We start from the raw sequence: 14,714 nt of genomic DNA, 5'->3' as shown, positions 1-14,714 counted from the left end.
GTCGATGCCCGCGGTGCTGTCCGGACCCGACGCCGCAGCCGGTTTCGGCTTCGACGTCCTCGCGTTCGCGCTGGTCCTCGTCCTGACGGTCATCCTGGTGCTCGGCATGAAGCTCTCCGCCCGGGTCACCACGGTCGTGGTCGTCGTCAAGCTGGCCGTCGTCGGGATCGTGATCGTCGCCGGCCTGTTCTTCGTCAAGGCGGCCAACTACAAGCCCTTCGTCCCCCCCGCCGAACCCCAGCCCTCCGGCGGCGGCTGGGACGCGCCGCTGGTCCAGCTGATGTTCGGCTACGCCCCGACCAACTTCGGCCTCATGGGCATCTTCACCGCCGCGTCCATCGTCTTCTTCGCCTTCATCGGCTTCGACGTCGTGGCCACCGCGGCCGAGGAGACGAAGGTCCCGCAGCGCGACATGCCGCGCGGCATCCTCGCCTCGCTCTTCATCTGCACCGTGCTCTACGTCGCGGTGTCCCTGGTGGTCACCGGCATGCAGCACTACACCGAACTCTCCGTCACCGCCCCGCTCGCCGACGCGTTCAAGGCCATCGGGCACCCCTTCTACGCGGGCGTCATCAGCTTCGGCGCCGCCGTAGGGCTCACCACGGTCTGCCTGATCCTGCTGCTCGGCCAGACCCGGGTCTTCTTCGCGATGAGCCGCGACGGGCTGCTCCCGCGGTTCTTCTCCAAGACCCACCCGCGCTTCGGCACCCCGTACCGCCCGACGATCCTGCTCGGCGTGGTCATCGCGATCGTCGCGGGGGTCACGAGCATCAACGAACTGGCGACCCTGGTGAACATCGGCACGCTCTTCGCGTTCGTCGTCGTCGCCCTGGGCGTCATCGTCCTGCGCCGTACCCGCCCCGACCTGCCCCGGGCCTTCCGTACCCCGTGGGTGCCGGTGCTCCCGGTCCTCTCGGTGGCGGCCTCGGTCTGGCTCATGCTCAACCTGCCGGCCGAGACCTGGCTGCGGTTCGGCGCCTGGATGGTGATCGGGGTCGTCATCTACGCCGCGTACGGCCGCCGGAACAGCGGTCTGGCCAAGGAGGCGCGGCGCCGCTGACCGAGGCGCCGCCGCTCAGCCGCGGGGCCGTACCGTACGCGGCCCCGCGCACCGGGCCCCGTACGCCTCGACCCGCTGCCGCAGCCCCCGGTCGGCGGTGACCACCAGGCACCCCCGGCCGGCCGGTGAGGCGGCCCATGCGGTGACCAGTGCGACGATCCTGTCGTCCCCCTCGCCGGGTGCGCTCTCCACGCGTACGCCCGGTACGGAGTCCACGCCCCGGGCGGCACCCTCGACGACCAGCACGAGATCGAGCGGCCCGGCGAGGCCGGGGAGCCCGGCGGCGGCGTACGGGACCAGCGAGTCCCGCAGCCGCTCGGCCGCACCGCGCCTGTCGCGCCACCAGCCGTCCGGGACCGACCCGACGACGTTCGCCGCGTCGACCACGACCAGAGTGTGTTCGTCCGTCATCCCCGAAGGGTGTCACGGGATCAGCCCCCGGTGGCCGGCGACTTCTTCGCGGACTCCGGGATGGCGGCGTCCTCGCGGACCGCCTTCCAGAGGGTGTCGGCCTGCGGCTGCGCGGCCACCACACGGTTCGGGTCGGTCTTGTCGTACGCCACCGGCAGCATGATCGTCTCCATGGAGGACGGGTCCACGCCGTTCATCGAGCGGGCGAACTCGCTGAGCGAGGTCAGCGACGCGAGACCCTCGTCCGTCGTGAGCGCCTTGGTGGCGGAGTCGGCGATCTTGTACGTCGTCGTGGGGCTGCCCAGCAGGTCCTGCGACTTGACCTCCGTCAGCAGCGCCATGAGGAACTGCTGCTGGAGCCCGATGCGGCCGAGGTCGCTGCCGTCACCGATGCCGTGCCGGGTCCGGACGTAGGCGAGCGACTCGGTGCCGTCCAGCTTGTGGGTGCCGGCGGTCAGGTCGAGCCCGGAGGACTTGTCGTGGATCGGCTCCTCGACGTCGACGGTGACCCCGCCTATGGCGTCGACCAGGTCCTTGAACCCGGCGAAGTTGATCTCCATGTAGTGGTCGATGCGGACCCCGGACATCTTCTCCACGGTCTTGACGACGCAGGCCGGGCCGACCTGCGAGTACACGGAGTTGAACATGACCCGCTCGGCGGACGGCATCGTGGAGCCGTCGTCCTTGGCGCACTCCGGCCGCGTCACCAGCGTGTCGCGCGGGATGGAGACCGCGACGGCCTTCTGCCGGCCCTCGGGTATGTGCACCACCAGCGCGGTGTCCGACCGGGCCCCACCGACCGCACCGCCGCCGCCCAGCTCCTTGTTCTCCGCCCCGGCCCGCGAGTCGGAGCCGAGGACGAGCAGGTTCTGTCCGGCGGTGGGCAGCTTCTCGGGGCGGTCCTCGCCGAGCGCCTTGTCGATGTCGACGCCGTTGATGTTGCCGTCCAGCCGGCTGTAGAGCCAGTAGGCGGTGCCGCCCGCGGCGAGCAGGAGGACGACCAGCACCGCGAGGGTGATCTTGAGGCCGCGGTGACGCTTGCGTGGCTTGGCCGCGCGCCGCGAGCGGGGGCCGTCCGGGCCGTCGTGCGAATCCGGCGTCATGACGTCGTGGCTCATCCTGCTCGAGTCCTCAAATCTCATGGCCCGGCATGGGCGGTGAAGTGCGTGGGACTCGGGTGGGGGGTGTGACCGGTCCGTGAATGCATGACTGACCGAGCACTATAGAACAGGTGACCGCACGCGGTGCCCGACGGTCGTGCGACCGGAGGCCGTGCCACGGCCGTGTGGATGCGTCGTCGCAGCCTCCGTGCCCTGCCGGGACGAGGCGGACTGGTCGCGCCGATGCCCCCGCGACCGCCGCACGGTGGCGGCGGACTGGACTCCGGGGACGACGCGTCGTGGAGTTGTGTGGGCCAGGTGAAGCATGTGACAAAATTCTGATGCGTAGGTCTGTTCGACAAGGGCCTCCGGGGGGACACCGTTCTCGACGGGATCCGTCGCACCACGGTCCCGTGAGCCGGAGCTCGGGGGGTGACCCTGGGAACCGGGCGAGATGTGACGAGAAGGGCGTGGGCATGCGAGTGAGGTCCGGGCGCGCGGCGCAGGTGAGCCGCCCAGGCGACACGGCCGACACGGAAAAGGGGGGGTCCGCTTCGACGCCCCGCGCCGTGGTCGTGGAAGGACCGTGGCTCTCCATGGGTAAAGACGGTCGGCTGACCGTGTTCACGCGCGTCGACGGGGGACTGCGGCGTTGGACGCAAGTCCGCCCTGCTGGGCGGGAGTGGACCGGACCTGACTCCTTTTCCGCTCCGCCGTTGTCGCATCTGTCGGTGGCGCAGGGCGTGGACGGATTCGTCCGCCTCCTCGGGCGTCGTGTTTCCCGTGAGGGCGGTGCCGCTGCCGTGGTCCAGGCCACTCAATTCCAGACGGGCCGGCCGGTCACGGAATGGAAGACCGTGGGCAATCCGCACAGCAACGCCGGCAGTGCCGGGCGCATGGGCGCCCCGGTGGTCGCGGTGAGCGGATCGGGTCGTGTCCACGCCTTCGTCACGAACGCCGGCGGAGGGGTGTCGATGCGCCGCGAGGGCTCCAACGGCGCGTGGGAGCCATGGCGTGATCTCCAGGGGAGTGGTGCGCAGGAAGGGATGGTCGCTTCTTCCCTCGCTTCTGGGCGCATCGAGCTCTTCGTGCCCGGTATGGGCTCCGTCATGCGTTGGCGGCAGACTGAGCCCGACGGCGCCATGGACCGATGCCCCGACCTGCAGATCGCAGTGGGTCCCGGAAGTGCCAGGGGGCTGGAGACCGCGCCGGACCGTGTGACGTACTACTGGGCGGACGCCGGGACAGGCGCTCTTGTCGCGCACCGGCCCGGCAGCTGGGTGATTCCGTTGGGGGACGGACAGGTCGACGGGCGCGTCGCGGCTCTCCGGACCTGGCTGGACGGCTACGACTGCACGGTGCTCGCCCACCGGGGCCTGGACGGCCGGATCATGATCGCCGCCTGTGGAACGGAGAACGAGGGCGGGGGCCTTTGGTGGTCACCGACCGGGGAGAAGGCCGCCGGGTCGCCGGCGTTGGCGTGCGACGCCGAAGGCCGGGTCGTGTTGGCGATGATCGGTGACGACGGAGCGCTGCGCGTCGCCCGGCAGACGGACGAAGCCGGTCTGGCGATGGCGCCTTCGGTGAGGGTCTGACGCGCTGTCGTTCCCTGGGCCGGTGGGTCCACCTCTTGATGTGGTCCGCGCTGCCTGTCGGTGACGGTGTCGCATATGGGGTCAAGGTGTAACGAACGCGCATCTAACTTGTTCACGGATGGACAAAAGTCGACCAGGATGTGAAGATCTTGTGGCGGCCCGTCTGCTTCTGGTGACAGGTCCCGCGCGATGAAGCTTTCGGTGGGACCGAAGAGTGAGACGGGGCTGCGGCCCCTGTGTATGGGTGGGGCGAAGTTCTGTGAGCGGCAGCAATCCTGAGACCAGTGCGCTTGTGTCGACATATCGGTCTTTGGTTCCGGTTCGAGCCCGTCGCCGACTCGTACGACGCGTTCCCGCCCCACTCCGCAACCTGGTCATGCACGCGCTCGCGAGCTTCGACTCCGCCCGTTCAGCCGTCGTCGTACGGGCGCTGGGTGGTCGCCGGAAGCCCGCCAGGCACAGCGCCGAGGCTTCCCTCCGGGTGGTCCGGGTCCAGGGCAAGCACGTCCGCGCGGCAGTGGTGCGCGGAGCCACCGAGTGGGCCGCGCGGGCCAGGAACTTCCACATGCTTGTCGAAATCCTGGAAGAGGCGGAGATCGCGTACTTCGCCGTGCGGGGAACCGGGAAGAGCATTCCGTGCGTCGCCGTGTCCGCGCGGCTGCGCGACGACGTCGAGGAAATCCTCCAGCTCGCCTTCGGACGCAATCCCGGCTACGCGGCCGAGGGGGCAGGTGGACAGCCGAGGGCCGGTTCGTCGGCGCAGACGTGGCGGCGGCTCCGCTCCAGTGCGGTGATACGGCTTTCCTGGAACGTCTGTGATCCGACCGGGCATTTGATCTTCGGCCCGGAATCCGGCTGCGATCTGGAATTCTGGTCCGAGGAAGAAGGCGCGCTGATCGCCCCCAGGCCGAACTCCGTGCTGGCGCGGGTATCCGTCGCCGCGGAAGGCCGGATGGCTGAGCAGAAGCTCTTCAGCCCGGTTCCGAGTCAGTACCACACGGGGTATGCCCGTACGCTTCCCGACTTCACCGTCCGGCTGCCGGAGGACCACGCCTACCCCATAGATGTCGTGTACACCTGGGTCGACGCCGACGATCCGGTCTGGCGCGCGGGCAAGGAGGCGGTCCGGCGTGGCCTGAAGCCGGACACCGGGGTGCGCCTGCACGAGCAGGCCGACAACGCCGCCCGGTACACGAGCCGTGACGAACTCCGGTACTCCCTCCGGTCGATCCACCAGTACGCGCCTTGGGTCCGCAACATCTTCCTCGTCACCGCGGGGCAGACACCGGGCTGGCTGAACATCGAACATCCTGGGATCAGAGTGGTGGACCACGAGGAGATATTCTCCGCTCCGTCGGCCCTGCCGACTTTCAACTCGCACGCCATCGAGAGCCAGCTGCACCACATCCCGGATCTCTCCGAGCACTTCCTCTACCTCAATGACGACGTGTTCTTCGGCCGTCCGATACAGCCGGACCTCTTCTTCCATCCCAACGGCCTGACCAAGTTCTTCATGTCGAAGGCGCTCATACCCCCGGGCACCACCACGCCCGAGGATCTCCCGGTGGACGCTGCCGGGAAGAACAGCCGCGGGCTGATCGCCCAGCAGTTCGGCACGGTCATCTCGCAGAAGATGAAGCACACGCCGCACGCTCTGCGCCGTTCCGTGCTGGACGAGATCGAGCAGACGTACTCCCGCGCCCACTGGGTGACACAGCATTCGACGTTTCGCTCGCCGAATGACATACCCATCGCGTCGTCGCTCCACCACTACTTCGCCTACCACCTGGCGCGCGCCACGCTGGGCAGTCTGCGGTACGTCTACATCGACATCGGTGACGCCCTGGCGCAGCGCCGGCTGGACCGGCTCGTCGCCAGGCGGGACTTCGACACGTTCTGCATCAACGACACGGTGGTTCCGGCGGACCCCGCCGCTCAGGAGCGCATGGTGAAACGTTTCCTCGAAAGCTACTTCCCCGTGCCGAGTCCGTACGAGCTGCCTGGGACCGAAGGACTGCCGACCAGGCGTACCGCCGAGCTGGGACGGACACATCAGTGATACTTCGACGTTCCCACCTCCGTGCGGCTCGGGGCCGACTGGAGGCCCGCGCCACCGCCTTGCGCTCGTGGCTCATCCTGCGCGTCTTCCTGCCGCGCCGTTCCAGGCGCACGGCACGGCTGAAGTACGCCGCCGTGCTCGACGGCCAGACGGTCAACCTCCACGCCGAGCTGCCACGGTCGGTCCGGCTGCCGGACCACGCGGAACTCGTCCTCACGCGCGGTCGACGGCACCACGAGAGCCCCGCCCGTGTCTACGAGGGCGGTGACGGCACCCTGCTCATGGACGCGGCCGTACTGCTCGGGGCCGAGGTGGGTGGTGCCCCGGTGGACCCCGGTCGCTGGCAGGTCAGACTGCAGCTGCGAACAGGGCGCCGGACACGCCGCATACCGTTGCTGCTGGTGGAACTGCCCACTCCGTACGAGGGCCCGACCAAGCCGATGACGGCATCCGGCGTGACCGGTCAACGCCACCGGATCGGCCGGTCCGTCACCGGGAACATGCGTGTGGTCACCGCAGTCGCCAAGCCGGGCGCCGAAGTCGTCAAGGTGCACATCACCCACGCGGGGATCTCCGTCGACTTCCGGCTTCTCGGTATCCGGATCGACGAGCCCAGGGCGGAGTTCATCGCCTCGGGACGCCGGCTGCGACAGCCCGTCACCGTGCTGGCCGACGGGACCGCCAGGGTCGAGGTCCCGCTGGAGGGCATGGGCCCGCGCCGGAGCCGGCCCGAACACTGGGACGTCGCGGTGACCGGTGCGTCCGGCCGCACCTTCCGGCTGGGGCGTCGTCTGCACGACGTCCGTAACCCCCTCCGGGTCTTCGCGATGCGTGCGACGGCGATCGCGCCGCGGGGGCAGCGCCCCCTGCTCGTCCAGCCCCGCTACACGCCTGCGGGCAACCTCCGCATCACCTGCACCCCGATGCCAGAAATCGGCTGAAAGACCAGATGAAGATCACTTTCCTGCTGACTACCGCCGATGCCGTGGGAGGAACCGAACGCGCCGTCTTCAACCAGGCGTCGGAACTCGCGGCAGGCCACGACGTGCGCGTGCTGAGCGTTTTCAAGTCCAAGGCGGCCCAGTTCTTCTCGCCCGACGAACGAGTGCGCGTCGACTATCTCGTCGACCTCACGGGACCTGTTCAGCGCCCCCTGCGCGACACGACGGTGGACGACGCGGTCTGGGCGGCACTGTCCGCGCAGCCCAGTCGCATCGTGGACCGCGCCTGGGAGGCCGCGTTCAACCGGGTCTCGGACCTGGAACTCGAACTGGCGTTGCAGGACACGGACACCGACGTACTGATCACCACCACACCCGCACTCATGGCCCTCGCGGTTCACCTGGCGCCCTCCTGGGTGGTCACGGTGCATCAGGAGCACCGGGTGTCCGAACTGCGCGGTACCAGCGGCGAGCCGCTCCTGCGTTATTCCGCCAAGCTCGACGCCCTCGGCGTGCTGAGCGAGCGGACCCGGGAATGGTTCGCGGAGACCCTGGGGACGGCCGCTCCGAGGCTGGAAGTCGTTCCCAACGCCCTCCCCGGTGGATTCCGCCCCAGGTCGACCCTTGAGACCCGGACGGTCGTCATCGCCGGGCGGCTGGTGGGCGAGAAGCAGATCGACCACGCCGTCACGGCCTGGGCGACGGTGGCGCGGCGGCACCCGTCGTGGACCTTGCGAATCTTCGGGGACGGGCCGCTCAGCGGCGCGCTCCGGCGTCAGATCGACGCGCTCGGCCTGCACGACTGTGTCCAGCTCAACGGCAACTCGCCGCATCTCGCGGAGGAGTGGGCCAAGGCCAGCATCGCCCTGCTGACCTCACGCAACGAGGCCTTCGGTCTCGTCCTCGCCGAGGCACAGGCTGCCGGTGTACCGGTGGTCTCCTACGACTCGCCCAACGGGCCCCGTGAGGTGATCATCGACGGTCACTCCGGGATGCTGGTGCCCACCGGCGACATCGACGCGCTGACCGCTTGCCTGCTCCGGCTCATCGAGGACGCACCGCTACGCCACCGCATGGGCGAGGCCGCCCTGGAGGTCGTCGGGCGTTTCGCTCCGGCGGTGGTCACCGGCCAGTGGGAACGCATCTTCTCGGAACTCGTCGCTGACCGGGAAGCCGGCCGTCGGGACACGGCCAAGACCGAGCGGCAGGCCATGCATGACCTGCTCAGCGGGGGAGACGGCACCGTGCCGGCCGCCTCCCCGGCGCCCGCCAGCACCGTGCGGACCGGCAACCAGCGCGCGTCGGAGGAGCGCCTGCTCAAGAACGACCGCGGGCTGGTCCGGGACGGCGGACAGGTGTGCAAGGTCATCGAATGGGAATCTCCGTGGGACATCGTCCAGGCCAATCTGGCGCTCGCCGCCGATGCGCTGGAGGGTGCGGACATCCCCTACTTCGTGGTGCGTGACTCCCTGGTGAGGCACACCGTCGCCGTGCACGCCTCCTACTGGGAGGCCACCTTGAAGTCACTCGCCGGCGCCTACCGGGACCAGGCGGTGTACGCGTCGGTGCTCAACGAGAACCAGAACGCGGTCGCCACGGTGCTTGCGGGCCTCCTCGAGAACTACCTCGGTACCCCCGGCTCGGGGGTACGCGTCTACCGGAGTGCCGTGGCCCGGTCCCGCACGCTCAGGCTCGGCGCCGTCTACGGCTGCACCATCTCGTTCTGGGACGACGACCCGGAGGACGGGGCATTCCTCACCTCTCCCACCCGGACCCTCATCGGTGACCGGGTGCCCAAGCAGGCCATGACGCGTACCCCTCTCACCCTGGGGGCGCGCGTCTATCCCTCGATCACGCCCTTCACCCGTCCCCTGCACGGCGATGTGACGTTCCCCGTCGACGCCGTGTACACATGGGTCGACGGAGCCGACCTCGACTGGCTGGGACGCAAGAACACAGCCCTGGCCGGGCTGGGTCTGGAGACCGAGGACGCCGCAACGAGCGCGGCCAGGTTCCGGGACCGGGACGAACTGCGCTACTCGCTGCGCTCGATCGACATGTACGCGCCGTGGATCCGGAACATCTACCTGGTCACCGACCAGCAGGTGCCGTCCTGGCTCGACACCGCGCACCCCCGTGTCCGGGTCGTCGACCACAGGGAGATCTTCGGACCGCGCGGGATGCTGCCGACCTACAATTCCCACGCGATCGAGAGCCAACTGCACCACATCGAAGGCCTGGCGGAGCACTTCCTCTACTTCAACGACGACGTCTTCGTCGGACGGACCCTCCAGCCCGGAATGTTCTTCCACAGCAACGGCCAGGCGAAGCACTTCATGTCGCCCACCGCCGTGCCGATGGCTCCGGCGAGCTACGCCGACGAGTTCAACATCAGTGCGGCCAAGAACAACCGGGCGCTCATCGAAGCCACCTTCGGTCAGGTGCTGGCGCATTCCTTCCTGCACGCCCCCCACCCGCTGCGCCGCAGCGTGCTGGAGGAGATCGAGGAGTACTACCAGGGGCCCATGGCGACGACGGCCGCCAACCAGCTACGCAACCACAGCGATGTCTCCGTCGCCTCGTCGCTGCACCACTACTACGGCTATCACACACTGCGCAGTGTGCCGGGAAGCATCTCCTGCGGCTTCGTCAACGTCGGCCTGAGCGACCACAAACCGCGTCTGAACCGCATCTTGACAGCCCGTCCGCACGACGTCTTCTGCCTCAACGACTTCCATGACGGGGACGTCCCGGAGGAGGAGCAGGACTCGATACTCACGGCCTTCCTCCCCAGCTACTTCCCCGTCGCGAGCCAGTTCGAGAAGGGTTCGCCACGCAATCAGCGCGCCCGCGTCGGCAGCCTCCCGGGGTGGCCCATGTGACGTACCCGGTGACACCTCCCGTCGAGCCGTCCGGAGACGCACAGAAGGCCCACCGCATGAACTCTCCAGCCCAGCCGCCGCGTCAGGCATCGGTCGTCCAGATCCTCGCCCACCCGGATGACGACCTGTACTTCGTCAATCCGGACCTCCAGCGTGCCGTCGAGGCCAGGCACCCGATCGCCAGCGTCTATCTGACGGCCGCCGAGGCGGACGGCCGGAACATCGACACGCGGGACCAGACGCGTGGCACGGTTCCGCCGGACTATTCGGGCTACATGGCTGCCCGGCAGAACGGACTGCGCGCGGCGTACGCGGTCATGGCCACAGGGGAGCGGGACAGCCCGTGGTCACGCGACGTCGTCGAGTTCTCGGCAGGAGTACTGGCCGAACGGTCCACGCTTCTCGCGGCACCTCACATCCAGCTGTACTTCCTCGGCGTGCGGATGGTGGACGCCGCGCACGGCTTTTCCCCGGATGTTCCCCCCTCCAGGCTGGCGACTCTGTGGAGCGGCCGGTCGCCGGTCGCGCCTACCCTCGTCGCCGAGGACTCGCCCTTGCAGCAGGTGCAGGAACTGAGCAGCGAGAGCGTCCTGCTCTGTCTGGTCGAAATGATGCGGTACTTCCGGCCCACGGTGGTCTGGACGATGGATCCCGACCCGCAGCACACCGCCTGGGACAAAGCCAAGGGACCGTCCTCCAGCGATCATCAGGATCACACGGCCACCGCGCAGTTCGCCCTGGAAGCGGTGGACCGCTATCAACGTACGGGAGGCGTACCGCCTCTGGTGGAGCACTACCGGGGCTATGCCAACAAGCTCTGGCCGAGCAACCTCACCGAGACCGCCTATGCCGAGAAGAAGCGTCTGATCGACGTCTACGGTGGCGCGGACGGGCATCCGTGCACCCATCGTCACTGCGGTGACCGCCAGCTCGGCGACGGAGCGGACATCCGCCGCTACGGATGGAGCACGGCCTCGCGCTATGCACCTGGTACCGGCTGGCTGCGACTCCGGCCCGATGGGCGGCTGGCCGCCTACGCGGTCATGGGTGGGCGGGTCGCCGTCTGGACCGAGTCCGTTCCCGGCGGACCGGAATGGGTCGGACCGCTCTTCCTGCAGGGGGCCGGACTGTTGCCGGCGCTCACTGTGGCGCCCGACCGTCGAGGTTCCGTTCACCTCGTAGGCCTGCGTCGTACGTCGGGCCCGGGCGGCACCGCGGATGTGGAGGTGGTCCGCGCCTGGCTGAGAGGCGAGGAAGCCTCTCCGTGGGAAGTCGTCGGCAACCCGCAGGGATACACGGGGGACTGGCAGCGGTGCCGTGAGGTCGGTGTACCGGCCGCGGTGACCGACCCGGCCGGTCGGCTCCATGTGTTCGTGCGCAACTTCGGCTTCGGCCTGAGCGCCCGCCGGGAGACCGACGAGGGCTGGTCCGACTGGGAGGACCTCGGCGGCGCCGGGCTGCAGGACGCACCGTCCGCCGTTCTGACGTCCACCGGTCGCATCGAGGTCTACGCCCCGACCCGCCAAGGCGCTTCGCGCTGGAAGCAGGATGCCGTCTACGGCCCCTTCAGCCATGACAGCGGGCTGCTCGTGCCCACGCAGGACACCTGGCGGCCCGGTGGCGGCATCACTCCGCTCCAGACCGGGCGTTCGCGGATGTCCCTCTTCTACCGCGAGGAAGAGTCGGGAGAGATCCGTGAACACCGGCAGCAGCCTGGGCCGGGGGGATGGCCCGCAGAGGCGGAGAACCTGGGAGGTGCCGGGGGCACCGGTCCCGTGGCGGCACTGCGCCGTCTCGGAGAGGGACAGGATGCGATCGTGCTGGCCCGACGTAACGCCGCCGGCGGGGTCGGAGTCGCCGTCCTGGCCAACGACCGACGGCGCGGGGTGCCTCTCTGGGAGGAGTCGCGGTTCTTGACCGTGGGAGCGCCGTCCCTGGCTGCCGACTGCCAAGGGCGCGTGGTCACAGCGGCGGTCGGTATCGACGGGCAACTGCGTGTCCGGCGGCAGAGAGAGCCGTTCGCCGAGAGTGGCTTCGCCGACTGGACGACCGTCTGACCACACCGGTACGAGTCGGATCCATGCCAGGACAACAGGGCCAATGAGGAACAGAACGTCATGAGGAAGATCTGCATCATCGGCAACTCCGTCGCCGCGTCCAGGACCCCCGCGGAGTCGCCGCTTGCCGGCTGGGGCCAGTACCTTGCCGAGTTCTTCACGGACCAATGGGAAGTGAAGAACTACGCGCGGGACGCGATGACCGCCCGCGACTACTACCCCGGGCGGTTCGTCGCCCTGCTGAACATGCTGAAGCCGGGCGACGTCGTGGCCATCGACTTCGGCGGTGTGGAGCAGCGGATCAACATGCTGATCCGTTACCACAGCCGCAGGGAGTTCAAGGAATACCTCCGGCTGTACGTGGAGGGAATACGCACACAGAATGCCATTCCCGTGCTCGTCACCCCCGCCGCCCGCTGTACGTTCGACATCGACGGCAATGTGCTCGACACGCGTGACGGCTATCCGGACGTCGTCCGGCAGGTCGCGGCGGAGACGGAGTCTCCGCTCATCGACCTGAACACCCTCACCACGGATTTCCTGCGGGGTCTCGGCCCCACACGCGCGAAGCAGTTCTTCCATTGGGTCGATGCCGGCGAGCACCCGAATCACCCGGAAGGCATCATCGACGCCTCCCACTTCAACGAGGCGGGTGCTCAGGCGGTCGCGAAGATGTTCGCCTCTGCCCTTCACGAACTGCCGGGGCTCCCCGAGGGCGTCGTGCGTCCTGAGACCCTGGTCCCCGCCGTCTATCCACCGGTGCTGCCGGAATTCACGGTGGAAAATCCGGATTACGCGCTCTACGCCACGGAACGTACCGGCGCCGCACCGGCGATCGCGAAGCCGGACAGGGCGGCGCTCGTCGGCGCATCGCTGAAGTTCAGCGGCACGGTCGACCCCGGTACGGATTATGTCCTCTTCTTCGCGAACGGCGTATACGCGGGAGGCACGGGCGTCGGGCCGGCCGGCACGTGGAAGTGGCGACGCGCCGTGCAGTGGCCCGAGGGGGACCACCTGCTCCAGGCGGTCGGTCTGACGGGACACGGCGTGACACCCGCTGCCGAACTCCCCTTCACCGTGCTGGACCGGATCGCGCCCCCGCGGGTCAACGGGCCCGCGGAGGGAGCGTGGAGCGGCCCGCGGCCCCGCTTCTCGGGAACCGCACCGAAGGGTGTGAGGAAAGTGATGGTGCTGGAGGGGGAACGGATGATCGCCGAAGCGCCGGTTCGCGACGACGGCACGTGGAACGTCACCCACCCACACGACTGGCGGCCGGGACTCCACACCGTTGAGTTCGTCTCCGTCTTCAGTGCCATCCACTCCGAACCGGCCCGCCGCACCTTCAGGGTCCTCGGCATCCCGGACGGGAACTGGCTCAGGGAGTCGGCGGGATCCCGGCTGCCGTGCGGTGGCGACGCGTGTGAGCACCACCCCTTCGCCGGCCCCTGAGACCGGCGGCGGGTCTGCCCCGGGGCGTCGTCGGCCCTGCCCGCGGGCCCGCTTGTCCGCGCGGGAGCGCGTCTGCGGACGGCTCAGCCGCCCGTACGGATGTCGGCGAACACAGGAGCGTGGTCCGAGTAGCCGTCGGGCTCCACGCCGCCGGGTTCGTTGGGCGTGGTGTCCATCCGGTCGCGGTCGACACCACACCGGGCGAACGGCGCTCGCACCTCTGACGCCTTACTGACGAACACGTGGTCGAGGGTGTGGAAGGAGTGGGTACCTTCCGCGGGCTTCCATTGGTGATAGGTAGATGTGCCCTGTCCGGTGCCGAGCAGCTCCGGGCACTCGGTGAACGCGGAGACGAGCGGTTTCAGCTGGGAGGCACCCGAGTTCCGGTTGAAGTCCCCGGTCAGTACGGTGGGACGGTCTTCCTGCCGCACGAAGTCCCGCACCCCGGTGATCTGCTCCAGCACCCGTGGCTCCTCGCCGGGGAGTATGTGCGTGGTGCACGGCGTGTACGACCAGCCGCTCACGCGGACGCACAGTACCGGCAGGGTCTCGTGGCTGTGGCCCGCGGGGTCCGGCGGGAGCGCGTTCCGGGACCGGGCGCCGACCACCTTGCCACGGACCGCGATGGCCACGCCCAGGTGCCCTGAGAGGCCGCCGCGGCACCGGGTCCGGCCGTCGGGCCGGGCCCCCTCGGCACGGCGGACGGACCACTCAGGGCCCAAGGCCGTCCGCAGCAGCGAAAGGTGGCTGCCCGCAGCGCCCCCGCAGATCTCCTGGAGGGCGATCACATCTGCGTCGCGCTCGTGCGCCAGCTCGGTGATCTGCTCGACCTTCTCCGCGGGAGAGTTCCGGTAGGGGCAGTAGCCTGCCTCGCCGCGCTTCCCGCCCGCCTCGCCACAGACGTTCCAGGTGACGACACGCAGGACCGTCGGGCCACGTTCCCCCCGGGGCCCGGGCGCCTCGTGCGTGGCTCGGTCCGCGAAGACCGCTCCCGCCGCCAGCAGGGCCACGACGCTGATGACAGCAGCCGCTGCGCGGGCGCGTACGGGCACGGAAATCCTTCGCGGCATCGGAGAGACGGAAGGACCATCGTTTCACAACCCGCGTGCGACATGACACGAGGACAGGAACGGCGGGCCGTGCGATGGGAGTCGCAGGCC

At 69.1% G+C, this 14,714-nt stretch carries 10 protein-coding genes; 7 read left to right on the top strand and 3 right to left on the bottom strand.

The window, feature by feature from the left end; genetic code table 11:
• Nucleotides 1–1,060 (top strand): amino acid permease (locus tag IH13_RS37945; RefSeq protein WP_031086315.1); only part of this gene is annotated, 1,060 nt, incomplete at its 5' end.
• Between the two features lie 15 nt (nucleotides 1,061–1,075).
• Here the strand turns inward: IH13_RS37945 and IH13_RS0119900 are convergent.
• Both IH13_RS0119900 and IH13_RS0119895 read right to left on the bottom strand, forming a co-directional pair.
• Entirely contained in the window at nucleotides 1,076–1,471 is a 396-nt protein-coding gene (locus IH13_RS0119900) for a PIN domain-containing protein (protein WP_031086313.1), read from the bottom strand.
• A 20-nt stretch (nucleotides 1,472–1,491) separates the two neighbouring features.
• The gene (locus tag IH13_RS0119895; RefSeq protein ID WP_031086311.1) at nucleotides 1,492–2,589 is read right to left on the bottom strand and encodes an LCP family protein; all 1,098 of its coding nucleotides are present in this window, start codon (nucleotides 2,587–2,589) and stop codon (nucleotides 1,492–1,494) included.
• A 458-nt stretch (nucleotides 2,590–3,047) separates the two neighbouring features.
• Here IH13_RS0119895 and IH13_RS0119890 point away from each other — a divergent pair, with 458 nt between their 5' ends.
• The 6 genes from IH13_RS0119890 to IH13_RS0119865 all read left to right on the top strand — a co-directional run bounded on the left by IH13_RS0119890 (nucleotide 3,048) and on the right by IH13_RS0119865 (nucleotide 13,554).
• Nucleotides 3,048–4,166 carry a DUF8189 domain-containing protein gene (locus tag IH13_RS0119890; RefSeq protein WP_031086310.1) on the top strand — a complete coding sequence of 373 codons (1,119 nt, stop codon included), beginning with the start codon at nucleotides 3,048–3,050 and terminating at the stop codon, nucleotides 4,164–4,166.
• A 376-nt stretch (nucleotides 4,167–4,542) separates the two neighbouring features.
• The gene (locus IH13_RS0119885; RefSeq protein ID WP_037841852.1) at nucleotides 4,543–6,225 is read left to right on the top strand and encodes a stealth family protein; all 1,683 of its coding nucleotides are present in this window, start codon (nucleotides 4,543–4,545) and stop codon (nucleotides 6,223–6,225) included.
• Nucleotides 6,222–7,166 carry a hypothetical protein gene (locus IH13_RS0119880; RefSeq protein WP_031086306.1) on the top strand — a complete coding sequence of 315 codons (945 nt, stop codon included), beginning with the start codon at nucleotides 6,222–6,224 and terminating at the stop codon, nucleotides 7,164–7,166. Before IH13_RS0119885 ends, IH13_RS0119880 begins: the two co-directional genes overlap by 4 nt.
• Before the next feature lie 8 nt (nucleotides 7,167–7,174).
• The gene (locus IH13_RS0119875) at nucleotides 7,175–10,048 is read left to right on the top strand and encodes a stealth conserved region 3 domain-containing protein (protein ID WP_031086304.1); all 2,874 of its coding nucleotides are present in this window, start codon (nucleotides 7,175–7,177) and stop codon (nucleotides 10,046–10,048) included.
• A 56-nt stretch (nucleotides 10,049–10,104) separates the two neighbouring features.
• Entirely contained in the window at nucleotides 10,105–12,105 is a 2,001-nt protein-coding gene (locus tag IH13_RS0119870) for a PIG-L family deacetylase (protein WP_031086302.1), read from the top strand.
• A gap of 60 nt (nucleotides 12,106–12,165) precedes the next feature.
• A complete protein-coding gene (locus IH13_RS0119865; protein ID WP_031086300.1) occupies nucleotides 12,166–13,554 on the top strand; it encodes an SGNH/GDSL hydrolase family protein in 1,389 nt (462 codons plus the stop codon).
• A gap of 83 nt (nucleotides 13,555–13,637) precedes the next feature.
• Here the strand turns inward: IH13_RS0119865 and IH13_RS0119860 are convergent, their stop codons facing one another.
• On the bottom strand, nucleotides 13,638–14,606 hold the full coding sequence (locus tag IH13_RS0119860) for an endonuclease/exonuclease/phosphatase family protein (RefSeq protein ID WP_031086297.1): 969 nt from the start codon (nucleotides 14,604–14,606) through the stop codon (nucleotides 13,638–13,640).
• Nucleotides 14,607–14,714 lie beyond the last annotated feature (108 nt).

The sequence above is a fragment of the Streptomyces sp. NRRL WC-3549 genome (genome assembly GCF_000721935.1).
GTDB lineage: Bacteria > Actinomycetota > Actinomycetes > Streptomycetales > Streptomycetaceae > Streptomyces.
The sequence above is the reverse complement of the archived record's forward strand: the minus strand, read 5'-3'. Positions and strand labels throughout refer to the sequence as shown.